The organism is Rummeliibacillus sp. SL167 (assembly GCF_007896505.1).
Classification (GTDB): Bacteria; Bacillota; Bacilli; order Bacillales_A; family Planococcaceae; genus Rummeliibacillus; species Rummeliibacillus suwonensis.
On record NZ_VCBM01000001.1, the window covers coordinates 447,858 to 473,969 of the forward strand.

General features: G+C 37.2%; 28 protein-coding genes. 26 read left to right on the forward strand and 2 right to left on the reverse strand.

Translation table 11 applies throughout. The annotated features are described in order from the left end of the window. Position 1 precedes the first annotated feature (1 nt). The 17 genes from mnmA (at position 2) to mtnN (ending at position 17,843) form a co-directional block, all read left to right on the forward strand. Entirely contained in the window at positions 2-1,123 is a 1,122-nt protein-coding gene (mnmA, locus tag FEZ13_RS01860) for a tRNA 2-thiouridine(34) synthase MnmA (protein WP_146551245.1), read from the forward strand. 14 nt (positions 1,124-1,137) lie between these two features. Beyond that, the gene (locus FEZ13_RS01865; RefSeq protein WP_146551246.1) at positions 1,138-1,797 is read left to right on the forward strand and encodes a tetratricopeptide repeat protein; all 660 of its coding nucleotides are present in this window, start codon (positions 1,138-1,140) and stop codon (positions 1,795-1,797) included. A gap of 19 nt (positions 1,798-1,816) precedes the next feature. After that, positions 1,817-4,303 carry an SF1B family DNA helicase RecD2 gene (gene recD2 / locus FEZ13_RS01870; protein WP_146551247.1) on the forward strand — a complete coding sequence of 829 codons (2,487 nt, stop codon included), beginning with the start codon at positions 1,817-1,819 and terminating at the stop codon, positions 4,301-4,303. 818 nt (positions 4,304-5,121) lie between these two features. Next, complete coding sequence (gene alaS, locus FEZ13_RS01875; protein ID WP_146551248.1) at positions 5,122-7,785, forward strand: alanine--tRNA ligase; 2,664 nt, start codon at positions 5,122-5,124, stop codon at positions 7,783-7,785. 412 nt (positions 7,786-8,197) lie between these two features. Next, the gene (locus FEZ13_RS01880) at positions 8,198-8,464 is read left to right on the forward strand and encodes an IreB family regulatory phosphoprotein (RefSeq protein WP_146548209.1); all 267 of its coding nucleotides are present in this window, start codon (positions 8,198-8,200) and stop codon (positions 8,462-8,464) included. 2 nt (positions 8,465-8,466) lie between these two features. Further along, a complete protein-coding gene (gene ruvX, locus FEZ13_RS01885) occupies positions 8,467-8,886 on the forward strand; it encodes a Holliday junction resolvase RuvX (RefSeq protein WP_146551249.1) in 420 nt (139 codons plus the stop codon). Between the two features lie 9 nt (positions 8,887-8,895). Then, positions 8,896-9,186, forward strand: coding sequence for a DUF1292 domain-containing protein (locus FEZ13_RS01890; protein WP_146548211.1), 291 nt, complete (start codon positions 8,896-8,898; stop codon positions 9,184-9,186). 32 nt (positions 9,187-9,218) lie between these two features. Then, a complete protein-coding gene (locus FEZ13_RS01895; RefSeq protein WP_146551250.1) occupies positions 9,219-9,518 on the forward strand; it encodes a DUF1292 domain-containing protein in 300 nt (99 codons plus the stop codon). Between the two features lie 129 nt (positions 9,519-9,647). Continuing rightward, positions 9,648-10,766, forward strand: a complete 1,119-nt coding sequence (mltG, locus tag FEZ13_RS01900) for an endolytic transglycosylase MltG (protein WP_146548213.1) — start codon at positions 9,648-9,650, stop codon at positions 10,764-10,766. Positions 10,767-10,902: 136 nt separating this feature from the next. After that, a complete protein-coding gene (locus tag FEZ13_RS01905; RefSeq protein ID WP_146551251.1) occupies positions 10,903-11,535 on the forward strand; it encodes an O-methyltransferase in 633 nt (210 codons plus the stop codon). Positions 11,536-11,541: 6 nt separating this feature from the next. Further along, on the forward strand, positions 11,542-12,471 hold the full coding sequence (locus FEZ13_RS01910; RefSeq protein ID WP_146551252.1) for a peptidase U32 family protein: 930 nt from the start codon (positions 11,542-11,544) through the stop codon (positions 12,469-12,471). 15 nt (positions 12,472-12,486) lie between these two features. Beyond that, positions 12,487-13,761 (forward strand): peptidase U32 family protein, encoded by a 1,275-nt coding sequence (locus FEZ13_RS01915; protein ID WP_146551253.1) that lies wholly within the window; start codon positions 12,487-12,489, stop codon positions 13,759-13,761. Continuing rightward, on the forward strand, positions 13,761-14,399 hold the full coding sequence (gene udk, locus FEZ13_RS01920) for a uridine kinase (RefSeq protein ID WP_146551254.1): 639 nt from the start codon (positions 13,761-13,763) through the stop codon (positions 14,397-14,399). Before FEZ13_RS01915 ends, udk begins: the two co-directional genes overlap by 1 nt. A gap of 463 nt (positions 14,400-14,862) precedes the next feature. Then, positions 14,863-15,339 (forward strand): transcription elongation factor GreA, encoded by a 477-nt coding sequence (gene greA, locus FEZ13_RS01925; protein ID WP_146548218.1) that lies wholly within the window; start codon positions 14,863-14,865, stop codon positions 15,337-15,339. Positions 15,340-15,591: 252 nt separating this feature from the next. Beyond that, the gene (locus FEZ13_RS19265) at positions 15,592-15,747 is read left to right on the forward strand and encodes a hypothetical protein (protein ID WP_186725727.1); all 156 of its coding nucleotides are present in this window, start codon (positions 15,592-15,594) and stop codon (positions 15,745-15,747) included. A 503-nt stretch (positions 15,748-16,250) separates the two neighbouring features. Continuing rightward, on the forward strand, positions 16,251-17,051 hold the full coding sequence (locus FEZ13_RS01930; RefSeq protein ID WP_146551255.1) for a YrrS family protein: 801 nt from the start codon (positions 16,251-16,253) through the stop codon (positions 17,049-17,051). 99 nt (positions 17,052-17,150) lie between these two features. Beyond that, positions 17,151-17,843, forward strand: coding sequence for a 5'-methylthioadenosine/S-adenosylhomocysteine nucleosidase (gene mtnN / locus FEZ13_RS01935; RefSeq protein WP_146551256.1), 693 nt, complete (start codon positions 17,151-17,153; stop codon positions 17,841-17,843). 626 nt (positions 17,844-18,469) lie between these two features. Here the strand turns inward: mtnN and sigK are convergent. Then, positions 18,470-19,168, reverse strand: coding sequence for an RNA polymerase sporulation sigma factor SigK (gene sigK, locus FEZ13_RS01940; RefSeq protein ID WP_146549897.1), 699 nt, complete (start codon positions 19,166-19,168; stop codon positions 18,470-18,472). Between the two features lie 391 nt (positions 19,169-19,559). After that, entirely contained in the window at positions 19,560-20,099 is a 540-nt protein-coding gene (gene pssA / locus FEZ13_RS01945; RefSeq protein ID WP_146548221.1) for a CDP-diacylglycerol--serine O-phosphatidyltransferase, read from the reverse strand. A gap of 87 nt (positions 20,100-20,186) precedes the next feature. Here pssA and FEZ13_RS01950 point away from each other — a divergent pair, with 87 nt between their 5' ends. From FEZ13_RS01950 to FEZ13_RS01990, 9 genes are read left to right on the forward strand one after another with little or no spacing between them, the layout of a single operon-like run. Further along, the gene (locus tag FEZ13_RS01950; RefSeq protein ID WP_146551257.1) at positions 20,187-20,972 is read left to right on the forward strand and encodes a phosphatidylserine decarboxylase; all 786 of its coding nucleotides are present in this window, start codon (positions 20,187-20,189) and stop codon (positions 20,970-20,972) included. A 60-nt stretch (positions 20,973-21,032) separates the two neighbouring features. Continuing rightward, positions 21,033-21,554, forward strand: coding sequence for a YqeG family HAD IIIA-type phosphatase (locus FEZ13_RS01955; RefSeq protein ID WP_146548223.1), 522 nt, complete (start codon positions 21,033-21,035; stop codon positions 21,552-21,554). Beyond that, positions 21,551-22,654 carry a ribosome biogenesis GTPase YqeH gene (gene yqeH / locus FEZ13_RS01960; RefSeq protein ID WP_146551258.1) on the forward strand — a complete coding sequence of 368 codons (1,104 nt, stop codon included), beginning with the start codon at positions 21,551-21,553 and terminating at the stop codon, positions 22,652-22,654. The genes FEZ13_RS01955 and yqeH overlap by 4 nt, the downstream gene beginning before the upstream one ends. A 12-nt stretch (positions 22,655-22,666) precedes the next feature. Then, a complete protein-coding gene (gene aroE / locus FEZ13_RS01965; protein ID WP_146548225.1) occupies positions 22,667-23,500 on the forward strand; it encodes a shikimate dehydrogenase in 834 nt (277 codons plus the stop codon). Positions 23,501-23,504: 4 nt separating this feature from the next. Further along, on the forward strand, positions 23,505-23,810 hold the full coding sequence (gene yhbY / locus FEZ13_RS01970) for a ribosome assembly RNA-binding protein YhbY (RefSeq protein ID WP_146548226.1): 306 nt from the start codon (positions 23,505-23,507) through the stop codon (positions 23,808-23,810). 12 nt (positions 23,811-23,822) lie between these two features. After that, on the forward strand, positions 23,823-24,395 hold the full coding sequence (locus tag FEZ13_RS01975; RefSeq protein ID WP_146548227.1) for a nicotinate-nucleotide adenylyltransferase: 573 nt from the start codon (positions 23,823-23,825) through the stop codon (positions 24,393-24,395). Further along, positions 24,382-24,963 (forward strand): bis(5'-nucleosyl)-tetraphosphatase (symmetrical) YqeK, encoded by a 582-nt coding sequence (yqeK, locus tag FEZ13_RS01980; protein ID WP_146551259.1) that lies wholly within the window; start codon positions 24,382-24,384, stop codon positions 24,961-24,963. Before FEZ13_RS01975 ends, yqeK begins: the two co-directional genes overlap by 14 nt. Further along, the gene (rsfS, locus tag FEZ13_RS01985) at positions 24,960-25,313 is read left to right on the forward strand and encodes a ribosome silencing factor (protein WP_146548229.1); all 354 of its coding nucleotides are present in this window, start codon (positions 24,960-24,962) and stop codon (positions 25,311-25,313) included. The genes yqeK and rsfS overlap by 4 nt, the downstream gene beginning before the upstream one ends. Next, on the forward strand, positions 25,310-26,047 hold the full coding sequence (locus tag FEZ13_RS01990) for a class I SAM-dependent DNA methyltransferase (RefSeq protein WP_146551260.1): 738 nt from the start codon (positions 25,310-25,312) through the stop codon (positions 26,045-26,047). Before rsfS ends, FEZ13_RS01990 begins: the two co-directional genes overlap by 4 nt. Positions 26,048-26,112 lie beyond the last annotated feature (65 nt).

Below are 26,112 nucleotides of genomic sequence, written 5' to 3' on the forward strand. Positions count from 1 at the left end.
TATGAGCGCAACAAAAGACCCCTCACAAACCCGTGTTGTTGTCGGCATGTCTGGAGGAGTCGATTCCTCTGTAGCGGCTTATTTATTAAAAAAGCAAGGCTACGATGTGATCGGTATCTTTATGAAAAACTGGGATGATACTGATGAAAATGGCGTTTGTACTGCTACAGAAGATTATGAAGATGTTATCAAAGTTTGTAACCAAATCGGCATTCCTTACTATGCTGTAAACTTTGAAAAACAATATTGGGATAGAGTATTTACTTACTTTTTAGAAGAATATAAGGCTGGTCGTACACCAAACCCTGATGTTATGTGCAATAAAGAAATTAAATTCAAAGCATTTTTAGAACATGCCATGAAACTTGGTGCAGATTATCTTGCAACAGGTCATTATGCACGAGTAGCAGTTCGTGATGGTGAAACAAGAATGTTGCGAGGTGTCGATCAAAACAAGGACCAAACTTATTTCTTAAACCAATTATCACAAGAACAATTATCGAAAGTTATGTTCCCGATTGGCGAATTAGAAAAGCCGCGTGTTCGTGAAATCGCAGCGGAAGCAGGTTTAGCAACCGCTCACAAAAAGGATTCCACAGGTATTTGTTTTATCGGTGAACGTAATTTCAAACAATTTCTAAGTCAATACTTACCTGCCAAGCCAGGTAATATGGAAACATTCGATGGCAAAGTAATGGGTAAGCATGATGGGCTTATGTACTATACAATTGGGCAACGTCATGGTCTTGGTATTGGTGGCGATGGTGATCCTTGGTTTGTATTAGGAAAAGATTTAGAAAGAAATGTTTTATTAGTTGGACAAAATTTTTATAATGATAAACTTTTCTCCACGAGCTTAACCGCAGTTAAAACAAGCTTTACAACACATCGTCAAATGCCAAAGAAATTTAGTGCTACCGCAAAATTCCGCTATCGCCAAAAAGATGTACCAGTAGAAGTAGAATTACTTGATGAAGGTAAATGGCATGTCACCTTCCATGAACCTGCCCGTGCCATCACACCGGGACAATCTGTCGTTTTATATGACAACGATGAATGCCTAGGTGGCGCAACGATCGATGAAGTATTTAAAAATGGCGAAAAATTAACATATGTCGGGTGATAGAGGTGGAAAAAGTGGATTTTAATGAAGAAGGCGTCAAAGCGATTCAAGAAAAACGTTATGAGGATGCAGCGAAAGCATTCACAAAAGCAATAGATGAAAATCCTCATGATCCTGTAGGCTATATTAACTTTGGCAATCTATTAGCTTCAATGGACGATCTTGAAAGAGCTGAGCGCTTTTTCCAAAAAGCATTAACCTTAGATGAAAAAGCTGCTACAGCTTATTACGGATTAGCTAATTTATATTACAATTCTGAACGTTACTTAGAAGCTGCAAAATTATATGAACAATCGATTCGTAATGGAATCGAAGGTGCAGATGCGTATTATATGTTAGGAAAAAGCTTTGAACACGAGGGGCAGTCTAAGTTAGGCTTACCTTATATGCAACGCGCAGCTGAACTAGCGCCACAAGATTTGCAAATAAGGCTTTCCTATGGCATTATGCTTTGCACATTGGAATTATTTGAGCCAGCAGAGAAAGAATTGCAGTTTGTTATCGCTGAAGACTGGAATAATGCGGATGCTCATTATAATTTGGGCGTGTTATATGCCGTTTCAACCGAGCGAGTAGATGATGCCATGTACCATCTAAAGCAAGCTTTTACACTACAGCCTGAATTTGAGCAAGCACGCTACATCCATGACATGCTTGCGATGAAAAAGGACTAATGGAAAGAAGGGGACAGTGTTGACTGAAAACTTATCGTTCTTGAAAGACGAACAGCTTTTTATCGTCGGTCGACCTGTTGTCACTATTTTTCACAATGCACAGAATTTGTTTTCTATTGTTAAATTGAAAATTCAAGAAACGAACACAGATTATAAAGACAAGGAAATAATTGTGACAGGTTATTTTCCATCAGTTACTGATGATGCTTTATATCGTTATACAGGACAGTTAAAGCAACATCCCAAATACGGCCTACAGTTTCAAGCTGCTACTTTTGAAAAAGAGATTCCAGCTACTGAAACTGGGGTCGTTCAATATTTAGCGAGTGATTTATTTCCTGGCATTGGGCGTCGCACTGCCGAAACGATTGTCAAAAAGCTTGGTTCTGATGCGATTAAAATCATTATTGAAAATCCTGATGCATTAGATGAAATTCCTCGGTTAACAGAAGATAAAAAGCAAACGCTTCGTGCAGTATTAGAACAAAACCTCGGACTTGATCGTATTATGATTCAACTGAATGAGTGGGGATTTGGTGCACAGATTGCAGTGAAAATTTACCAAACATATAAAAGCGAAACATTGCAGGTGTTACAAAAAAATCCATACCGATTAATTGAAGATATTGATGGAGTTGGTTTTCAGCGTGCTGATGAACTAGGTGCGAAATTACATATAACAGGAAATCATCCAGATCGTATAAAAGCGGCTATTTTACATCTTTTGAATATAGCTGCATTATCTGAAGGCCATGTTTTTCTTGAGGCTCAAGAAATCATGACGGAAGCAAAGCGATTATTGGAAACAAGCCAACGTTGTACGATAACGTATGAAGATATTTCAAAATGTATCATTGAATTAGGCGAGGATAGTAAGGTATGTGGCGAAGAAACAAGAATATACATGCCCTCTCTCTACTATTCAGAAATTGGCATCGCAACAAAAATTACAGAACTCGTTCAAAAAAATAAAGAGCATTCTGCATTTCCTTCTTCCGAAATTCGTAAACGAATTGGCGATGCTGAAGAACGATTTGGTGTAGCTTATGCTGAGACACAGATTCAAGCAATTGAAACCGCAATCAATTCAGCCATAATGATTTTAACAGGTGGCCCAGGTACTGGTAAAACAACAGTTGTCAAGGGGATTGTAGATGTTTATGCAGAATTGCATGGGTTGTCCTTGAATCCTAAGGAATATGCGGCGAAAGAAGAAGAGTTCCCCATTGTTTTAGTTGCACCAACGGGACGTGCCGCTAAACGCTTAAGTGAATCAACAGAACTACCTGCTATGACGATCCATCGCTTATTAGGTTTTACTGGACAAGAAAAAGACGAAGATACGGAGCGCGAAGTAGCGGGTCGACTTATTATTGTTGATGAAATGTCAATGGTCGATACATGGCTTGCCTATCAATTATTAAAAGCCTTAAATGATGATTGTCAAGTGATTTTTGTGGGAGATCAGGATCAACTTCCACCAGTAGGCCCAGGTCAAGTGCTGAAAGATTTACTTGCCTCTAAAACTATTCCGACTGTTGAATTAACGGATGTTTATCGTCAATCCGCAGGTTCTTCCATAATAGAACTGGCACATCAGATGAAGCAAGGAGAAATACCTCAAGATTTAATGGCTAAAACAGGTGATCGATCATTTATTCGAGCTAGACAAGAACAAATTGCGGATGTTGTTGGTCAGGTTGTAAAAAGTGCTATCAAAAAAGGTTTCTCTATTCACGATATTCAGGTATTGGCCCCCATCTATCGTGGAAACGCAGGGATTGATGCGATGAACAAAATGCTACAGGAACTTATCAATCCAAAGGAGAGTGCTAAAACAAAAGAAATCGCATTTGGTGATACTATCTACCGTATTGGAGATAAAGTTCTGCAACTGGTGAATCAGCCAAATAATAATGTCTTCAATGGTGACATGGGGGAAGTTATTTCAATTATTAAAGCCAAAGAAACCATTGAAAAAACAGATTTATTGGTGGTTTCTTTTGATGGTATTGAAGTGACCTATCAAAAAAGTGACTTAAATCAATTGACACTCGCATATTGCTGTTCAATCCATAAATCACAAGGTAGCGAGTTTCCGATGGTCATTATGCCCATTGTCCGAGGGTATTCAAAAATGCTTCGAAAGAATCTACTGTACACAGGTATCACGCGGGCGAAAAACTATCTGATTCTTTGCGGTGAACCGGATACTTTTATTTATGGTCTCCAAAGAACAGATGATTTACAAAGACACACAAGTCTTGCGGATCGTTTAAATAATGATTTAACAGCAGATGATGCCTTACCTAAAAGCATGGGCGATAAAGACAATGTCGATGAATCTTCGCCCCATTTAGAAGATGAACAATTATTGGAAGAAGCTTCTGTAGAAGGGCAACCGAAGGAAACTGTAAAGCTAACGATGGACAATGTTTATGCCATTCATCCTATGATCGGCATGAAAGGGATTAGTCCATATGACTTCATGAACAATGAGAATTGACATAATGACAGGCATTTTTTAAAATAAGATAGAGAAAAAGTGGATACAACTAGTAATACCGCGAATGTACTATTCAAAGCCCTATAAATGAAAACGTTGATGGAAAAAAGTACTTTTGGGAAAATGTTCAGAAAGAGGTTCCTAGGCTGTGAGAATCTTCATCTACCAATTTGGAAAAGCTCGTCCTGAGTGCAGTCAAAAACTGCCGTTAACCGCGTTAAGGTCAATTGAGAGATAATAGTGTAGGCTATTGTAATTTAGGGTGGTACCGCGAAAATTAACCTTCGTCCCTGGTTAAGAGGATGAGGGTTTTTTATTGTATTGGCTCTGTTATAGGATATGGTTGTAATTTCATACTTCAATTTTTCGCTAAGCTAAAGGCAACAACCTCTATGAGAAAGCGAGGAAGCCACTGGAAATTGGTTTAAATGTCGATTTGTCATGATGAAAATTGGATCTTATTAAACTTTATCCCGCATTTATCAGTGGGGGATGAAGAAAACCCCCACTGATAGAAGCTTCACTTTATTAGATAAAAGCAAGTTGCTATTATATGGATTAGAAATAAATTGACTTTTTCAGTGTGCTTGAAAACAAACTTCGGCGTATTTTTCATAATGAAGGCAAAGCGACAGAAACAAAATTTTTCTGTGACGAAGCAAAGCGAGCGACAGGAATATATCTCTTCTATGACGAGCAATCGCAGAAAACAAGCTTGGCCAAATGAGAGTTATTTGGAAAATGACCTGAAGCGAAACGAAAGAGTAGCAACAATATGACTAAACAAAGCTATTGTATTAAAGGAGGAACATATATTTATGCAATCATCTGCAGAAATTCGTCGAAAATTCATTGAATTTTTCAAAGAAAAAAATCATAGACAAGAACCAAGTATGCCGCTTGTGCCAATTAATGACCCATCCTTACTTTGGATTAACTCTGGTGTAGCTACATTAAAAAAATATTTTGATGGTACGGTGATCCCTGAAAATCCACGTATCACAAATGCACAAAAAGCCATTCGTACGAATGATATTGAGAACGTTGGAAAAACAGCAAGACACCATACTTTTTTTGAAATGCTTGGTAACTTTTCAATCGGTGACTATTTTAAAAGAGAAGCTATTCACTATGCGTGGGAATTCCTAACTGATCCAAAATGGATGGGCTTCGATGGGGATAAATTATCCATTACGATTCATCCAGAAGATCAAGAAGCATATGATATTTGGAAGAACGAAATTGGCGTGCCAGAGGAACGTCTTATCCGTCTTGAAGGGAACTTCTGGGATATCGGTGAAGGTCCAAGTGGTCCAAACTCTGAAATTTTCTATGATCGTGGCGAACAATACGGCAATGATTCGAAAGATCCTGAATTATATCCAGGTGGAGAAAACGAACGTTATCTTGAAATTTGGAACCTCGTGTTCTCTCAATTTAACCATAATCCTGATGGCACTTATACACCATTGCCAAAACAAAATATTGATACAGGTATGGGGCTTGAACGGATGGCTTCAGTTGTACAAAATGTCCCAACAAACTTTGACACGGATTTATTTATGCCTATCATTGAAAAAATTGAAGAATTTGCGAATCGCAAATATAAACGACCTAACGAAATCGACTTCAAAGAAATATTCGGTAGCCACGAAGATATCAACACGCCATTTAAAGTGATTGCAGACCATATTCGTACAGTCGCATTCGCTATTGGTGACGGGGCACTCCCATCAAATGAAGGACGTGGTTATGTATTGCGTCGTTTGTTGCGTCGTGCAGTGCGTTATGCGAAGAAAATCGGCATTGAGAAGCCATTTATGTTCGAGTTAGTTCCTACAGTTGGCAATATTATGGCTGATTTTTATCCAGAAGTAAAAGAAAAAGCTGAATTCATCGCGCGTGTTATTAAAAACGAAGAAGTTCGCTTCCATGAAACACTTCACGATGGTTTAGCCATTTTCAATGAAGTAGTAGAATCACAAAAGGTCAAAGGTGAAACGGTCATCCCTGGGGCTGATGCATTCCGCCTATATGATACGTACGGTTTTCCAATAGAACTAACAGAGGAATATGCAGAAGAAGTTGGCATGACAGTGGACGAAGTAGGGTTCGAAGCTGAAATGGAAGCGCAACGAGAACGTGCTCGTAATGCTCGTCAAGATGTCGATTCCATGCATGTTCAATCAGAGGTATTAGCGAACTTAAAACAAAAAAGTACATTTGTGGGCTATGATACATTGACATCTCATACAAAAGTTGTTGCAATGGTTGCTGGAGGACAAGAAGTAAAAGTGGCCTCTGAAGGTGATGAAGTACTTGTCATTTTATCTGAAACACCATTTTATGCAGAAATGGGTGGACAAATTGCTGATCATGGTACGATTTCAAATGATGCCTTCACAGCATCAGTCAAAGATGTACAAAAGGCACCTAATGGTCAAGCTTTGCACACAGTTATTATTGAATCTGGTGAAATCCATGTAGAAGATGAAGTATTGGCTCAAGTTGATCGTGCAGAACGTAACTTAATCGTGAAAAATCATACGGCAACTCATCTTCTACAACGTGCTTTAAAAGATACACTTGGTGAACATGTCAATCAAGCAGGTTCATATGTTGGTCCAGATCGTTTACGTTTTGACTTCTCTCATTTTGGTGCAGTTACAAAAGAGGAATTAGAAAAAGTAGAGCGTATTGTCAATGAAAAAGTTTGGCAAGATATTCCGGTAGTCATAGAAGAAATGCCAATAGCAGATGCAAAAGCAAAAGGTGCTATGGCATTATTTGGTGAAAAATATGGCGACATTGTTCGTGTTGTCCAAGTTTCTGACTATTCCATTGAACTTTGTGGTGGTATCCATGTAAAACGTACTTCAGAAATCGGTTTCTTTAAAATTATTTCTGAAGGAGGTATTGGTGCAGGTACTCGTCGGATTGAAGCTGTAACAGGTAAAGCAGCATATTTGGCAGCAAAAGAAGAACAACATATCCTTGAGCAAACAGCTAGTCTTCTAAAATCAAATCCAAAAGATTTAGTTGCTCGTGTTGAAGGACTACAACATGATTTAAAAGAACAACAACGTGAAATCGAATCATTATCGGTTAAGATTGCAGGTGCTCAAGCATCTAATATTTTATCAGCGGCACAACAAATCGGTGATGTTACAGTGCTTGCTACGAAAGTAGATGCAAAAGATAATAATCAATTACGTCAATTAATGGACGATTTAAAAGAAAAAATGGATAATAGTATTATCGTTCTTGGTGCAACTGCTGGCGAAAAAGTAATGTTATGCGCAGGTGTAACGAAGGATATAGCTGGTGGAAGCTATCATGCTGGTAAAATCGTCAAACATGTTGCAGAATTATGTGGTGGTAAAGGTGGCGGTCGTCCAGATATGGCGATGGCTGGAGCGAAAGATGGTTCAAAATTGGCGGAAGCACTTGATTCTGTGTATAATTATGTAAAATCTATTTAAATGGAAGAGAAATTCAGGTATACTAACAAAGAAAAGTTCATCTTGATTCAGTGAATGTTTTATGCGACGAAAGCGTAGCGACAGGACCAATGCTCTATGCAACGAACAGGAATAAATATTTTTATACCGAAAGCGTAGCAACACAGAAGATGCCCACTTCAATAGGAGGCGAGATGAATATGATTTTAAGTCCTATTGAGCCGGGAGTACGGAAGCTGAATCAGAGAAACTCGGACTTAAAAGTGCTACATCCTGTGGCAACACCTGAGTGATTAACATCATGTTGACCCAAAACCTCTGGTGGATGTCATAGATTTTGAAGGAGCTTTTTGAGGAAACTCGAAAAAATTCGGATGCAATGACACGGGAACGTAGTTGATTATTCCAATAACTTTAAAGCGAGGTGCTGAGCATGAGTAAATTTGATCAAACGATGAAATTTAATTTCCCAGAAGAATCTATGGAACAAGAAGTGAAAGAAACCATGCTTCATGTTCATGCAGCACTAGAAGAAAAAGGATATAATCCGATTAACCAAATCGTTGGATACCTATTATCAGGAGATCCTGCTTATATCCCTCGTCATCAAGATGCACGTAATAAAATTCGCAAGCTTGAACGCGATGAAATTTTAGAAGAACTTGTAAAATTTTATATTAAAAAGAATAACGAGGCTTGATGATGAGAATAATGGGTTTAGATGTTGGCTCCAAAACAGTTGGAGTAGCAGTTAGTGACGCACTTGGATGGACTGCACAGGGAATTGAAACTGTTAAAATTGATGAGGAAAATGGAGAATTCGGTATCAATCGAATTCAGGAACTTGTCAAACAATATGGAGTGACGGAATTCGTTGTTGGTTTTCCAAAAAATATGAATAACACAATTGGTCCTAGAGGTGAAGCGTCCAAGGCATATGCAAAGTTGCTAGAAAATACTTTTTCCATGCCTGTCACACTTTGGGATGAGCGTTTAACTACGATGGCTGCAGAGCGTCTACTTATTGAAGCGGATGTGCGACGCAAAAACCGTAAAAAGGTGATAGATAAAATGGCTGCGGTCATGATTCTGCAAGGCTTTTTGGATCGAAAACAAATATGAGGTGAAAAAATGGAAGAAGAATTAGAACAACGCCATATTACTATCGTTGACGAAGACGGAAATGAGCAACTTTGCGAAGTCCTTCATACTTTTGATTCTGAGGAGTTTGGAAAATCCTATGTTCTTTACTCTGTCATCGGATCTGAAGATGAAGACGGTACAGTTGAAATTTTTGCGTCATCATTTGTTCCTTCTGAAAATGATACAGATGGTGAATTATCACCAATCGAAACAGAGGAAGAATGGGATTATATTGAATCCATTATTGAAGAACTTGATGAAGGTATTGAACAAGAATAAGTAGTTTAAATAATTTGAAGAGGTGACTAATGATGGCACATGATCACGAACATGAACATAATCACGAACACATTATTGCTGTAGATGAAAATGGTAACGAGCAAGTTTACGCTGTCCTTTATACATTTGATTCGGAAGACTTTGGAAAATCTTATGTATTATATTACAAAGAAGGCGCAAAAGAAGGCGAAGAGGTAGAAATTTTCGCATCAGCGGTTGTGCCAGCTGAAGATGGCGAAGGTGGAGAACTTGTCCCTATTGAAACCGATGAAGAATGGGATATGGTGGAAGAAGTATTAAACACTCTCGATGCTGAATTCGGCGAAGAGTAACGAGTAGCAATCGTTCAAGCGGGATGAGTAACTTAGCATTCCGCTTTTTTATTTGATAGCAGTAGCTTTTTAGAGCTAAAGCTAGATAAAAATAAGCGAGGCATACTCTTCTCAAAGGAGGACAAGCAAGTGGGTACGAACTCGTCAAAACAAGATCAGATCAATCTATTAAAGGAACGACAAGCAGAGAAACGGCTTGTTCGAAAAATCGTTTTAATCATATCAGCGATCATAGCTGCGCTCGTACTTATTGTTGGAATAAGTATGTACTTTTATATTTCTGGCGCATTAAAGCCTGTAAATGAAAATGCAAAAAAATCGATAAAAGTGGAATTCCCGATTGGTTCATCACTTGACTCGATTTCACAAACTTTAGAAGATAAGGGAATTATCAAAAACGCAAAGGTATTTAAATACTATGCTAAATTTAAAAACGAATCAGCCTTTCAAGCAGGTACATATAAGTTAACCCAAGCAATGACAATTGATGAGATTATCAAAAGCTTGAAGACAGGGAAAGTATATCGTCAACCTGAATTTACAATTACCATACCTGAAGGATTCACTCTCGATCAAATAGCTGAGCGTGTAGCCAAAAATACAAGCTATTCGGAAAAAGAATTTATGAATTTAGTAACAAGTAAAAAGTTTATCAATGATATGAAGAAAAAATATCCAATGACAGTGACTAAAGCAGTAGATAATAAGAATATCCGTTATGCGCTCGAAGGATATCTGTATCCTTCAACTTATCCATTTTTTGAAGAAAAACCAAAACTGGAAGAGATAGCTGAACAAATGGTTGCTATGACCGACGAGGTGGTAGGAACTTACTCTGCACAGTTAAAAGAAAAGCATATGTCAGTGCATAAATTTTTAACTTTTGCGTCTCTACTAGAGCGGGAAGCGACAGCAAAGGCGGATCGTGAAACAATTGCGAGTGTATTTTATAATCGTCTTGATAAGAAAATGCCGCTACAAACAGACCCAACCGTTCTATATGCGTTAGGAAAACATAAATCTCGTGTATTATACAAAGATTTAAAGGTCGATAATCCGTACAACACCTACGAAAATACAGGATTACCACCTGGTCCGATTTCAAATGCAGGTAAAGAATCTCTAGAAGCAACGATAAATCCAGCTGAAACAGATTATTTATACTTTGTGGCTGATGAAAAAGGAAATAATCATTTCTCTAAAACGTATAACGAACATTTAGATAAAGTTGAACAGCATGTTAAATAACCTAAGATGGAAGAAAGGCATTCTCGCTTTTCTTCTATTTTCGTGATAAGATAAAGTGTATTTTTATCTTGATAGAAAAGCACTTGAATTCGGTTGATCACAAGTGCTGGATATGAAATGAAGGAGTGAGTGTTGAATGGCTATTTCGGATGCATATACAAAATCCTTCATTCAACCACGAGATGCATTATTAATGGAAATGGAACGATTTGCTGAGGAAAATTATGTTCCCATCATGCAATTACCGGCGATTGAAATCTTACTTCAAATGCTCCGTATACAAAATCCTACAACCATTTTGGAAATTGGCAGTGCTATTGGTTATTCGGCCATTCGAATGGCCAAAACGCTACCGGACGTGAAAATCGTCACCATCGAACGTGATGAAAAACGGATTGAACAAGCCAAGCATTTCCTATCAAAGTCCAATGTGAAAGATCGTATTACGTTACTTGAAGGAGACGCGTTAGAAATGGATGTCGAAAGCACTTATCCATCTTTTGATGCGGTTTTTATTGATGCCGCAAAAGGACAATACAAAAAGTTTTTTGAAAAATATAGCCCGCTTGTGAAAAAAGACGGTATATTATATATCGATAATATGTACATGCACGGTCTTTCAGATTTAGATATAAAAGATGTACCAAAGCGAAAAAGAACAATGATTAAAAAACTACACCAATTTGCAGAGTGGATCATTGCAAATCCTGCATATTACTCTACATTCTTTCCTGTTGGTGATGGTTTATTGATTTGTGTAAAGAGGTGACCACTTATGAAAAAGCCTGAATTACTCGTGACACCAAAATCTGTCGAACATATTAGAGCACTTATCCAGGCAGGGGCAGATGCTTTTTTAATAGGTGAACAGCAATTTGGTTTGCGTTTAGCAGGGGAGTTTAACATTGAACAGATAGCAGAAGCAACAAAATTCATCCATCATTCTGGCAAAAAAGTTTATGTAGCTATGAATGCCATTTATCACAATGATCGTGTGGATCGTTTAGCTTCATATATGCAAAAACTATCAGAAATCGGTGTGGATGCAATTGTCTTTGGTGATCCCGCTGTTGTGATGACAAAACGTGAAACAGGTATTCCTATTCCGTTACATTGGAATCCAGAAACAATTGCGACAAACTGGTTTCAAGCTAATTATTGGGGAAAGCGTGGGGCAACGCGCGCTGTATTGGCACGTGAACTAAGCATGGATGAGATTATAGAGATTAAGGAAAATGCTGAAGTTGAGATTCAAGTACAAGTACATGGTATGACCTGTATGTTCCAGTCCAAGCGACCACTTCTAGGCCATTATTTTATGTATGAAGGAAAAGCGATGGAAGTGGAGAATCGCAAATACGCACGTAATATGTATCTGCATGATAAGGAACGTAATAGTAAATACCCCATCTATGAAGATTTGAATGGCACACATATTTTCAGCCCAAATGATGTATGTATGATTGATGAATTAGAAGAATTATTGGAAGCAGAAATAGATGCTTTCAAAATTGAGGGTGTCTTGCAATCAGAAGATTATGTGATAGCAGTGACGAAATGTTATCGTCAAGCGATTGATGCTTACGCTGAGTCCCCAGATGCTTATTTTGATATTAAAGAAGAATTATTAGCGAAAATCGAAGAAATTCAACCCGAATTACGCCCGCTTGATACTGGTTTCTTCTTTAAAGAGACTGTTTATTAGGAGGGAGGAGATATCGTGACATTATTACAAAATGACCATATTAGTGAAATTCATGATGGTAAAAGAATTATTGTCAAGAAACCAGAGCTATTAGCTCCAGCTGGTAACTTAGAAAAATTAAAAATTGCTGTTCACTATGGGGCAGATGCTGTTTTTATTGGTGGACAAGAATTTGGGTTACGTTCTAATGCGGGCAATTTCTCTATTGAAGAAATTCATGAAGGCGTAGAATTTGCTCGAAAATACGGGGCGAGAATTTATGTAACAACTAATATTTTTGCCCACAATGAAAATATGACTGGACTTGAAGCGTATTTACGTGCGCTTGAAAATGCTGGTGCAGCAGGAATTATTGTAGCTGATCCCTTAATCATTGAAGCATGTAAACAAGTCGCACCAAAACTTGAAATCCATTTAAGTACACAACAATCACTAACGAACTGGAAAGCTGTGCAGTATTGGAAAGAAGAAGGCTTGCATCGAGTAGTTCTGGCAAGAGAAACAAGTGCAGAGGAAATCAAACGAATGAAGGAAAATGTCGATATTGAGATTGAATCTTTTATCCATGGGGCACTATGTATCGCTTATTCAGGCCGTTGTGTATTGTCTAACCATATGACAGCACGTGATTCAAACCGTGGAGGTTGCTGCCAATCTTGCCGATGGGACTATGATTTATATGCTGTAGAAGATGGTGAATCAAAGCCATTATTTGAAGAAGGCGACGAGGCTTTTGCCATGAGTCCTAAAGATTTAAAATTAATCGAATCGATTCCTAAAATTATTGAATTGGGCATTGATTCATTAAAAGTCGAAGGACGTATGAAATCGATTCATTATATTGCAACAGTTGTTAGTGTATATCGTAAAGTGATCGATGCTTATTGCGCAGATCCCGAGCATTTTAAGATTAAACAGGAATGGTTAGAGGAATTAGATAAATGCGCGAATCGTGAAACTGCATCTGCCTACTTTGAAGGCGCGCCAGGCTATGAACAACAGATGTTTGGCGAGCATGGGAAGCAAACAAAATACGACTTTGTAGGTATGGTATTAGAATATGACGAAGAAACAAAGATGGTAACATTACAGCAACGTAATTATTTTAAACCAGGTGATGAAGTAGAATTTTTTGGTCCTGAAATCGAAAACTTCACAGTAGTCATCGATGAAGTCTGGGATGAGGATGGAGAATCACTTGATGCCGCACGACATCCCTTGCAAATAGTTCGCTTCAAATGCGAACATAAATTATATCCACATAATATGATGCGCAAGGAGATGCGATAATGGGGCATAAACGTCCAGTTTTGATTGGCATTGCTGGAGGTTCAGGTTCGGGAAAAACAAGTGTTACTCATGCTATTCATGATGTTTTTAAAGAGCATTCCGTAGTTGTCATCGAACAAGATTATTATTATAAAGATCAAAGTCATTTAGAGTTTGAACAACGACTAGGAACGAATTACGATCATCCAGATGCCTTTGATACAGATTTATTGATTGAGGATATAAAGCGATTGCTAAATCGTCAAGCGATTGAAAAGCCTATATATGACTATGCACTCCATACTCGTTCAAAAGAAACGCTTCATATTGAGCCGCAGGATGTCATTATTTTGGAAGGTATCCTTGTATTAGGTGATCCACAACTGCGGGATTTAATGGATATTAAATTATTTGTGGATACAGATGCAGATTTGCGTATTATTCGACGTATTTTAAGGGATATTAATGAACGAGGACGCTCAATGGATTCTGTTATTGAACAATATCTTTCAGTTGTTCGTCCTATGCATAACCAATTTATCGAACCGACCAAACGCTATGCAGATATTATTATTCCTGAAGGCGGACAAAATGAGGTTGCAATTGATTTAATGGTAACAAAAATTAAAACAATCCTTGAAACTGATAGTATTGTGTAATATCATGGTATTGATAAGCAAATATTTTTTTAGAAGCTATGTCGCATTCTTTATGAAGTTGCGACATAGTATTTTTATTAAGTTCGGCGATGTTCAGTTCATTGTTGTAAAAAGTCATGAGACTCGACCATAATTGGATAAAACAAGATACGAATGATTCCTATACGATCAAATAAACTTTTCACAGTGGAGGTTTTCTTTATCCCCACAAGTTGAACCAACTGTGCTTTACAGGCAGTTGATTTCCAGCTTAGCCTCTTCTTTTTCGATGTAAAGAGTTATTTCAGGATGGTTGGGCGCAATCACTCGTGGGAAAATTCATTTAAATCTTGAAGAGTGCTGTACGTTAATGCGAGATACAAATATAGTGAGCCATTTGGCAGATCCGTTATCGATTTTTCATATAAGCAACTACATTGATGAACAGAGCCATGCTAAGATGTAATTTAAGGAGTGAATTATATTGTCAACTGAAAAACAATATCCAATGACTGCTGCTGGAAAGCAAAAATTGGAGGAAGAATTAGAATACTTAATCTCAACAAAACGTAAAGAAGTAGTAGAACGTATTAAAATAGCACGTGGTTTTGGTGACCTATCTGAAAACTCTGAGTATGATGCAGCAAAAGACGAACAAGGTTTTGTCGAAGGACGTATTTCACTTCTTCAAACAATGATCCGTAATGCGGTGATTATTGAAGAAGGTACAAGTGCCTCAGACATTGTTACAATCGGTCGTACAGTAACATTCAAAGAACTTCCTGATGAAGATCCAGAAACTTATACGATTGTAGGTTCTGCAGAAGCAGATCCATTTGAAGGACGTATTTCAAACGATTCACCAATTGCAAGAGGTTTAATAGGCAATAAAGTTGGCGATAAAGTAAAAATCACAACTCCTGGTGGAGATATGGATGTTGAAATTGTGGCAATCAAATAATCGGTTACTCTTTCAAAAAGCTCACCACTTATATAAGAGACCACTGAAAAACTATAGAATCTCTATTTTCATTGATAAAAATCCATCTTTTCTTTAATTTTATGAACTAAAAAAGATTATTTTTATCATTTTTTTGAAGATGCATTGACTTTTTCAGTGACCCACTTATATAAAGGTGGGTTTTTTCTTTCTTTCGCTTTAACGGGCAGTAAGTTCACCATCTTAAGATGTAGAGAGAAATGAGGAAGATAAATGGGGGATCAACTTTCGCATGCGTCTGATTGGTTCAGGCAGGATGTTGGTCCCTCAGGTGTTGCCATAGGATGTGGTGCTTTTCACTTTCATTCCTCTATTTCAGTATTGGATGAAGAAAACCTTCCACTGATGGAAGCTTCACTTTATATGTGAAAATGAAGCGGTAGCAACTATAGAAGAGACTCAATAAAGTAACTAGAATTGCTCTGTCATCAGAAGTTAGAGAGCTTAGTATATTTCCTTACTATGGCTCATATAGATGTCATTAGTTGCGTTTTTGATAACCGCTAGAAGATGTTCTCTATTTTATGCTATGATATATTTATCTTCATCCAACAAAAGCAGACCCATTGATAGGTGGCAAGATGAATACGATTTTATTTTTCCATGTGGAAATGCTCTTGAATCAAGACAAAGGTCCAGGAAGCAATACGCTGGGCATAATTGATACATAGTTGTTGAAGCAACCTTTAAGAACTTGAACCCGTCACCATAAGTGAAACTTCACACAGTGGGTTTCCTTCATACTCTTGGGTATTAGTTGAAACAAGCGGGTATTTACAGGCAAGTGATTCTCCCGACTAGCCTTCTTGCTAACTGAGGTCTATAGTGGGAGTTTACTGCCGTTAATAAAGAGATAAATAGGGGGAATACATATGGCTGAACTTGGACGTCGATATAACCCAAAAGAAAAAAAGACAAAAAACACCAAAAATACAGGGAAGAAAAAGATGGATAAAATATTAAACCTGTTAATAGGAGTTGTGGTTGTATTAATACTGATCGTTGCTGCTTTTATCGTTATTGGAGGTTCAGATGATCCAGATACCAATAATAAAAAAGTGGCAAAAACAACTCAACAAGATCCAGAAGAAAAAGATGAAAATATAGTGGAGAAAGATCCTAAAGAAATAGAAAAAGAGAAAGCTCAGCAAGCAGAAGATGCTCAAGAGGCTGAGGAACAGGATCAAACTCAAACGGATACTAATGAAAATTCGATCAATACAACAGAAGAAAATATGGATGATACAACTACAGAAACAGATACTTCATCGAATGATACTACAACAAACGATGATTATAATTATGAAGATAGTCAAACAGCTTCTACCGAAGCATCTAGTGATCCAAATGTAGCAAAAGTAATCACAGATTCTAGTTGGCAGCCTACTAAAACTTCTCAAAAAAATAGTGGTAGCACTCATGTTTCAAGTTATTCTGAAGGATCCGCTGATTGGAATGAAAAAATTACGACGATTGCGAATACTACAGGATTAGATAAAAAAGATATGATTATTTGGTATGTCAAAAACGGTGGTAGCCCTGATACCTCAGTTGGAATTGTTTCATCAAAAGATAAAAAGAAAAGTTATCGTGTTTCGATGAAATGGATTACGAATGAGGGTTGGAAACCAACAAAGTTGGAAGTACTAAAAACGTATAAAGGTGCATATTAGTATGTTAAGACGGTTGTCCTAATCTTGACGGATAGCCGTCTTTTGCTTTAGATTAAAAAATGATGGTTGTATGATCATATAGAAGGGAAGATTGATGACATGAAAATTGCTGTCATTGGAGCAATGGAAGAAGAAGTGGAATTATTAAGAAATACACTTCAAAGTACTTCAACAAAAATAATTGCCAATAGTGAATATACAAAAGGTACATATGCTAGTCATGATGTTATTGTATTAAAAAGTGGAATAGGTAAAGTAAATGCAGCTATGTCCACAACTATTTTATTAGATGAATATCAACCAGATGTTGTGATCAACACGGGTTCTGCAGGCGGCTTTGATGAAAAATTAGAAATAGGTGCAATTGTTATTTCTGATGAAGTTCGTCATCATGATGTGGATGCTACGATCTTTGGATATGAAATGGGACAAGTACCGCAAATGCCAGCATCATTCAAATCTGATGAGAAATTGATGAAACTTGCTGAAGAAGCAGTAACAGAAATTGGGGAACATCAATTTGCTGTTGGATTAATCACAACAGGCGATTCATTTATGAACGATCCAGTTCGCGTCGAAAAAGTGCGGAGTTATTTCCCCACTATGAAAGCAGCTGAAATGGAAGCAGCGGCAATCGCACAAGTTTGTTATCAATTTGGCACTCCATTTGTAGTTATTCGTGCATTATCAGATATTGCCGGAAAAGAATCCAATATCAGTTTTGATGAGTTTTTACCAGTTGCTGCAAAACATTCAACTCAAATCGTATTAAAAGTTATCTCTAAATTATAAGCTGTCACAATTTCGTCAACCTTTTGACAGGGGATGTTCAAAAAGTATTCGTATAAACCCTCCTTTCAAGTGTTAAGATATAGGTAATAAGTTACTACAATCTAGGGATGTTGGGAGGGTCTAATATGACATTCATTATGGTAGGAGCTGTGGCTATTACTGCAATTCTAAGTCTTATTATGGTATCAGAAGTATCTGCTTGATTGAACAATGATTCTATATTGTTTTCAGGGGTTTTGAATACAGTTTTAAGCTAAGATCCAGCAGATTTATATTGACTTTGCGACTACTCATGGAAAGTTTTTATCCATAGAAGTATGTGCATGGAACATATTATTAATTTGAACTAAAAAGACATAAATAGGATAGAGCTAACGATTTTTTTAGCTCAAATTGAAAGCGCTTTTCCAAGTTTGGATGATTAATAAAAGATTATTTAATTCTACAATCTTTTTTCACAATGCTCATCGAATTGATGCATGTAATCTTAATCTACTACAGGCTGATGTTGGCAAGATTCAAAACAAGCAAAATACCCCCAATTGAATGTAAAATTAAGAAGGAGTTGCCCCAAGACCGCATGGGGAACTCCTTTTTTGATTATTTTTTTGCGAACCTCCTTTTTTTTAAAGGTTTTTTCGTTTAAAGTGTTGATATAGCTTGATTAAAGCTCTTTTTTCAATGCGGCTTACATAACTTCTCGAAATATTCATCTCCTGAGCAATTTCCTTTTGTGTTTTGGCATCTTGCTGTCCAAGACCATACCGCTGCTGGATAATAGATAACTCTCTTTCATCCAATAAATCTAAGTGTTCATATAACTTTTGTTCTTCTTCTCGACGTTCAATTTGTTGTTCAGTTGTGGGATCATCACTTTGAAGAAAATCTGCAATTTCAAGAGGGTTTCCATCTTTGTCAGAACCAATTGTTTCATAAAGTGAAACATCTTTTTGTACCTTTTTTTGACTTCTCAGATGCATTAAAATTTCATTTTCAATACAACGAGCTGCATAAGTGGCCAATCTTGTTTTTCTTTGTGGCGTAAAACTTGCGACGGCCTTCATCAAACCGATTGTTCCGATTGAAATATAATCATCTAATTGTTCATGTTTTGGATGGAATTTTTTTACGACATGTGCTACGAGCCGCATATTTCTTTCAATCAACTCCAGTTTGGCTGATTCGTCACCATTCAAAAAGCGTTCGAGACACTCTGCTTCTTCTTCCTTTGTAAAGGGCTGAGGAAATGATTGCCCTTTTAAATAGCCAAGTAAGATGGGGAGTTCAACCCAAAACTGTAGGATGGCTGTTAAAAGGGTGCTAATGGTCGTCATCCTTTCGTAATTGTTAATAGTACACCATATGACATGAAATGTCTTTTTACAACAAAAAAATGATTGTAAAAAGAATAGAATGACTTTTGCAAGAGGTGAGTGGCTTATGGGGTGTAAGTTTGAAGGAAAGTTAAAAAGGCTTATGACAAACAAATAAAGTGGAAATTTGATTTTAAGAACAATGAGATTGAATCATTATGGATGATTTTCGTTCCAGATGACGAATCTTTGAAAGTCGTGGTATTATCTTCGAAATTGATTCTTTTATTGAAAAATAACAAAAGTACCGAGAGGAGAAATCCTTTCGATACTTTTTTGACATTCTGAAACGACTGATCCATTATTAACAGGCAGTAAAATCTCCAATGTGTGAAGGTTCACTTTATACTTTCTTCAGTGAAAATGTGCTAACCATAAGATAAGATAATAGCGGGAACAAAAATAGATAAAAAGCCGTTGAAAGTATAGGTATGAAGAAAAATGATACCGTTAAGATTGCGCCTGCTGCAGTAATGGGTAAACCACAAAAGTATCCATTCGATTCAGTAATGTTAAAACGAGCAAGTCGGAATGCCCCACAAGCGATGTATAATACAGCTAGACTCATACCGAGCGTACCATAATTGATGATGGTCATTTCATACATTAATATCGCAGGAGCTACGCCAAATGATATAATATCACTCATGGAATCCAATTGTTTTCCTAGTTCAGATTCCTGATTAAATTTCCGGGCTACTTTCCCATCATAGCGATCTAAAAAAGCTGCGATAAATATAAATAAGACGGCGAAGTTATATGATTCATTGATAGTGGCCATTATGGAGGCTCCACCAAATGAGATATTTCCAATTGTAATCAAATTTGCAATATGAGCTTTCATTTTTTTAATTGTGGTATCCACTTTATGAATAAGGAACAATGGACAGCACTCCTTTATATTCAGTATTTAGATATTATACTGCTATTTTGTTGCTACTGTAAAACTATTTAAGAATGAGGTATTAAATTGTTAAGAGAAAAACTGTATCGCTCCATAGTAGAATTGACAAACGGAAGATGGACATCTTTTTTGCTAAAGCATTTTACAACTTCCCGAATTAGTAAAAGATTGATTTCTTCATACATTCATATATACGATATTAAACTTGACGAAGTTTCAGAAAAAAAGGAAGATTTTCGAAATCTCCATGATTTTTTTATCCGACGTTTACGAGAAAATGTACGCCTTATTGAGGAAGGGGCATGTGTGTACACCAGTCCTGTTGATGCAAAAATTGAATCATTTGGTGATATCGAAAAAAACACAACATTTTATGTGAAAGGGAAAACCTATGATTTAAAAGATTTACTTGGCAAAGATGAAATTGTCAATCATTATATAAATGGAAAATATATCGTGTTTTATCTCAGTCCTGCTGATTATCATCGATTTCATAGCCCGATCGACGCTAAAGTCATTAGACAATTTACATTGGGAAGAAAATCTTATCCAGTCAATCGTTTAGGCTTAACTTATGGTAATCAGCCGATTTCAAAAAATTACCGGCAAATAACAGAATTGATCACTAAAAATGGATCGCGCTGTGCCTTTATTAAAGTGGGGGCGATGTTTGTCAATTCGATTCATATTACAAATACTTCAGAAAAGTGGAATAAAGGGGAAGAAGTCGGCTTTTTTGGATTTGGTTCAACGGTCGTTATGTTATTTAATGAAAACAGTATCCAGTTTTCGGGAAATGTCATACAAGGTATGCACATCAAGGTGGGTCAAGCGTTCGCACATATGTTATAATTTTAAAAGTTAGTTGTAGCGCGAAAAAAAGAAGTACTAATTAGAATAGGAGAAAGAAATTTGTATAAATTGATTATGCCAAAGGAATTTGCTCTTTCAATATTTGACATAACACCTAAAAAGCTAAAGCAAATGGGTATTAGAGGGATTATTACAGACCTTGATAATACATTAATCGAATGGAATCGAGCAGATGCAACAGATGAACTCATTGAGTGGTTTAAAATAATGCATGATGCTGACATTCAAATCGTCGTATTATCAAACAACAAAGAATCTCGTGTCAAAAAATTTGCAGATCCATTGGGAATTCCTTATATATTCAGAGCACGTAAACCGCTAATGAGTGGATTTAAACGAGCGCTTGCATTGTTGAAGTTGAAACCAGAAGAAGTCATGATGGTGGGTGACCAGATGTTCACAGATATGATGGGAGCGAATCTTAGTAGATTACACACCATTTTAGTGAAGCCTGTAGCCCAATCTGACGGCTTTGCAACGCGTTTTAATCGTTTTATCGAAAGGCGTGTTTATAAATATTTAGACAAAAAAGGTATTCATATTTGGGAGGAAAAACGATGAACGAAATGCCACATTGTATCGGCTGTGGTACACAAATCCAGACAGAGGACAAAAATGCACCAGGATACGCTCCTGTCTCAACTTTAGAAAAAGAAGATATCATTTGCCAACGTTGCTTTCGTCTGAAAAACTACAATGAACTTCAACCTGTGTCTTTAACGGATGATGATTTTTTACGTATTTTAAATGGCTTGGGCAAGCATGAAGGCCTGATCGTGAAAATTGTAGATATTTTTGACTTTAATGGCAGCTGGTTGCCTGGTCTACATCGTTTTGTAGGCAATAATCAAGTATTGTTGATTGCAAACAAGGCAGATTTGCTTCCTAAATCTGTGAAAAAGCAAAAAGTCATTCATTGGCTGAAACGAGAAGCAAAGGCTTTAGGGTTTAAGCCAATCGACGTACTACTTGTTAGTGCCCATAAAGGAATTGGTATGCAACAAGCTATGGAAGCTATTGATGAATATCGTAGAGGGCGTGATGTCTATGTTGTTGGGTGTACAAATGTAGGAAAATCTACGTTTATTAATCGTATTATCAAACAAGCGACAGGTGCTGGGGATATTATAACAACCTCCTATTTTCCAGGGACAACGCTTGATATGATTGAAATTCCTCTTGATGATGGTCATGCTATTTATGATACCCCTGGAATTATCAATCATCATCAAATGGCGCATTATTTAGATTCGTCTGAATTGAAATATATTATGCCTAAAAAAGAGATCAAACCGAAAGTATTTCAACTGAACCCTGAACAAACATTATTCATCGGTGCTTTAGCACGTTTTGATTTTATACAAGGAAAAAGATCAGCTTTTACAGTGTATATTGCAAATGATTTGAATATTCACCGTACAAAGTTAGAAAATGCAGATGAATTATACAGAAATCATAAAGGCGAATTACTGACTCCACCATCTGAAAAATATATTGATCAACTACCGAAATTAGTCCGCCATGAATTTTCGATAAAAGAGGCAAAGACAGACATTGTTTTCTCGGGTCTTGGATGGATAACCATTCAAAATCCAAACGTAGTAGTTGCAGCATATGCCCCAGAAGGCGTAGAAATTCAAATTCGCCCTTCACTAATTTAGGAGGGATAGGTTTTGAGAAAATGGTACGCAGTGATTGGAGATCCGATCGAGCATTCGATGTCACCACTTATGCATAATGCCTGGATGGCAGAAGAAAGCAGAGATGCTAGTTATATTCCGATTCATGTACAACCAGAAAATCTAGAACAAGCGGTTGCATCATTAAAACTATTAGGTTGTAGTGGCTGGAATATTACGATTCCACATAAAGAAAAGATCATCCCATATTTAGATGAACTGGATGAATCTGCTCGTAAAATGGGGGCAGTTAATACTGTCGTAAGGCAACCAAATGGGACGTATAAGGGATATAATACAGACGGTTTAGGCTTTGTCCGTTCACTAGAAGATGAAATAGGCGACAGTCATCGTGATGAACAGGTCTTAATAATTGGAGCTGGAGGAGCAGCACGGGGTATTGCTTTTGCTCTTGTTGCAACAGGTTACAGACATATTACGATTGCTAACCGCACTGTTTCCAAAGCGCAAGCGATTTGCGACGAATTAGATATTACGGCAAAAGCAATTTCGTTGACTGAAGCAGCTGAACAACTTAGCGGTTTTGAAATTCTCGTACAAACTACTTCAGCAGGGTTAAATCACAGTGCGTTTGCATTGCCGATTGCAATGGATCGATTATCAAGCACTGCAATTGTTGCGGATATTGTGTATAATCCTTTAATGACACCGTTTTTAATAGAGGCAAAGAAAAAGGGAGCGACTGTCATAACAGGACTTGGCATGTTTATCCATCAAGGTGCACTTGCTTATAGTTATTGGACAGATACGTACCCAAAAGCAAAAGTTGTCCGTCATCTTTTGCTTGAGCATTTAGGAGGAAAATAATTACATGTTAACAGGCAAACAAAAACGTTTTTTACGTGCAGAAGCACATCATTTAGAACCCATTTTCCAAGTAGGGAAAGGTGGCGTAAACGAAGCGATGCTTGTTCAAATTAAACAAGCATTAGAAGTACGCGAATTATTGAAAGTGCGCATTTTAGACAACTGTGAAGTCGATAAACGTGAAGTGGCGGAACAATTAGCTGAAGGGACAAATTCCGAGCTTGTACAATTAATTGGTCTAACAGTCGTTTTATATAAACAAGCGTCCAAACGTGAGCATCGTAAAATCGAGTTACCAAAAGTAAAGTAAGGATTTGATGATATGAAAAAAGTAGGTCTTCTTGGCGGTACATTTAATCCACCTCATATGGCGCATCTATTAATGGCGAACGAGGCTTATGATGTCCTTGGATTGGATGAGGTACGTTTTATGCCTAATGCGATTCCACCACATAAAGCGGATCCCGAAGATGCTACTGCAGAAGAGCGACTACATATGACCGAACTTGCTATTCAATCGATCCCCTACTTTAAAATAGAATTGTATGAAATTGAACGTGGAGGAGTATCTTATTCATATGATACTTTAAAGGGTTTAACAGAACGTGAGCCAGATACAGAATTTTATTTTATTATTGGTGGCGATATGATTGATACGTTAGATGAATGGTACCATATTAAAGAGCTGACAAAGTTAGTTCATTTTGTTGGTGTTCTTCGACCGGGTACTGCAGGTGCTACAAAATTGCCCATCCAGCTTATAGAAGCACCACTAATAGATTTGTCTTCAACGATGATTCGCGATCGATTACGTGAAGGTCGCACTGTAACATTTCTAGTACCAGCAGCCGTTGAACAGTATATACGAGAGGAAGGTTTATATGGAACGCGATGAATTATTAGCAACGATAAAAGACCGTATGCCGGAAAAACGTTATATCCATACAATAGGCGTGACGGATACAGCCATAAAACTCGCAAAGCAATTTGGAGAGGATCCCAAAAAGGCAGAGGTAGCAGCAATTTTACATGATTCATGCAAATATGCTGATCGCGATTGGATGAAACAAATCATTATTGAGCAACAAATGGATCCCACATTACTTCAATATCATCATGAATTGTGGCATGGCCCTGTAGGTGCGTATATTGCTAAAACAGAATTTAAGGTGACAGATGAAGATGTACTAAATGCCATTCGTTTCCACACAACGGGTCGGATAGGCCAAAGTAATTTAGAAAAAATTGTATATATTGCAGATATGATTGAGCCTAATCGTAAATTTCCAGGAGTAGACGATTTACGGAAGGCATCTGAAGAATTAACGTTACATGATTTAATGATTAAATGTATCACACATTCCATTTCATTTTTGATCAATAAATATCAACCTATATTTCCAGATTCATTTGAATGCTATAATGACTTATTGTTGCAAAAGAAAGGACAAGTGAAAGAATGACAAATAGTACATTACTAGATATTGCTTTTAAAGCTGCAGATGACAAACGTGCAGAAGACATTGTTGTATTGAATATGCAAGGGATCTCATTACTAGCAGATTATTTTTTAATTTGCCATGGTAATTCTGATCGCCAAACACAAGCCATTGCACGTGAAATTGCAGATGCAGCTCATAAAGCAGGCTTTCCGGTAAAACGTATGGAAGGCTTTGATGCAGCTCGTTGGATTCTTGTAGACTTAGGGGATGTAGTGTGCCATGTTTTCCATAAGGATGAACGTCAGTACTATAATCTAGAACGTCTATGGGGAGATGCACCAGAGAAATTCATAGCAGTGGATCCAAAATGAGCAGCTACGGTCGATTTGCAGAAGTATATGACGCATTGATGACAGACATACCCTATGACGATTATAGTCGTTGGATTGCAAAATATGCTCCATCCACACAGTACAAAAAACTTTTGGACATTGGCTGTGGTACAGGTACGCTAGCTGCAAAATTCGCATCATTAGGATATGAAGTAAGTGGACTTGATTTATCTGAAGAGATGCTAATGATGGCGTCAGAACGCTTACTAGGACAAGGTTTGAATGTACCTTTATATTGTATGTCGATGGATCAACTTGAAGGTTTTGAAAATCTAGATGTGATTACAATACCGATTGATTCGCTCAATTATTTATGTGAACGGGAGGCTGTACAGGAAACTTTCAGCCGTATCTATCAATCTTTAAAAATGGGTGGTCAATTATTTTTTGATGTACACTCATTATTTAAGATGGACGAAATTTTCATGGATTCTCCCTTTACTTATGATGATGGTGAGATCACCTATTTATGGGTAACAGAGCCTGGAGAAGAACTCCATTCTGTGCATCATGATATCGTTTTTTATGTGCAACAGCCTAATCTTTTCTATGAGCGTTTTGAAGAATATCATTATCAACGAACTTTTCCTATCGAAACATATATCGATATGTTACAGCAATCAGGTTTTAACAATATAACCATTACCGCTGATTTTACGGAGACAGCACCGACAGAAGAATCCGAAAGAATTTTTTTCCGTGCAGTAAAATAGTCTTTTCAAATATTGTAAAATCATTTATATTGGAATTAGCTCCATATGATTTGTCTTCTGATCAG

Coding starts and splice junctions, on each gene's coding strand:
- FEZ13_RS01890 (WP_146548211.1), top strand. CDS start 8,896: ATGGAAGAAGAATTAGAACAACGCCATATTACTATCGTTGACGAAGAC.
- yhbY (WP_146548226.1), top strand. CDS start 23,505: ATGTTAACAGGCAAACAAAAACGTTTTTTACGTGCAGAAGCACATCAT.
- FEZ13_RS01975 (WP_146548227.1), top strand. CDS start 23,823: ATGAAAAAAGTAGGTCTTCTTGGCGGTACATTTAATCCACCTCATATG.
- FEZ13_RS01895 (WP_146551250.1), top strand. CDS start 9,219: ATGGCACATGATCACGAACATGAACATAATCACGAACACATTATTGCT.
- ruvX (WP_146551249.1), top strand. CDS start 8,467: ATGAGAATAATGGGTTTAGATGTTGGCTCCAAAACAGTTGGAGTAGCA.
- mnmA (WP_146551245.1), top strand. CDS start 2: ATGAGCGCAACAAAAGACCCCTCACAAACCCGTGTTGTTGTCGGCATG.
- FEZ13_RS01880 (WP_146548209.1), top strand. CDS start 8,198: ATGAGTAAATTTGATCAAACGATGAAATTTAATTTCCCAGAAGAATCT.
- mtnN (WP_146551256.1), top strand. CDS start 17,151: ATGAAAATTGCTGTCATTGGAGCAATGGAAGAAGAAGTGGAATTATTA.
- FEZ13_RS01910 (WP_146551252.1), top strand. CDS start 11,542: ATGAAAAAGCCTGAATTACTCGTGACACCAAAATCTGTCGAACATATT.
- yqeK (WP_146551259.1), top strand. CDS start 24,382: ATGGAACGCGATGAATTATTAGCAACGATAAAAGACCGTATGCCGGAA.
- udk (WP_146551254.1), top strand. CDS start 13,761: ATGGGGCATAAACGTCCAGTTTTGATTGGCATTGCTGGAGGTTCAGGT.
- alaS (WP_146551248.1), top strand. CDS start 5,122: ATGCAATCATCTGCAGAAATTCGTCGAAAATTCATTGAATTTTTCAAA.
- FEZ13_RS01905 (WP_146551251.1), top strand. CDS start 10,903: ATGGCTATTTCGGATGCATATACAAAATCCTTCATTCAACCACGAGAT.
- yqeH (WP_146551258.1), top strand. CDS start 21,551: ATGAACGAAATGCCACATTGTATCGGCTGTGGTACACAAATCCAGACA.
- FEZ13_RS19265 (WP_186725727.1), top strand. CDS start 15,592: ATGGGGGATCAACTTTCGCATGCGTCTGATTGGTTCAGGCAGGATGTT.
- FEZ13_RS01930 (WP_146551255.1), top strand. CDS start 16,251: ATGGCTGAACTTGGACGTCGATATAACCCAAAAGAAAAAAAGACAAAA.
- FEZ13_RS01990 (WP_146551260.1), top strand. CDS start 25,310: ATGAGCAGCTACGGTCGATTTGCAGAAGTATATGACGCATTGATGACA.
- rsfS (WP_146548229.1), top strand. CDS start 24,960: ATGACAAATAGTACATTACTAGATATTGCTTTTAAAGCTGCAGATGAC.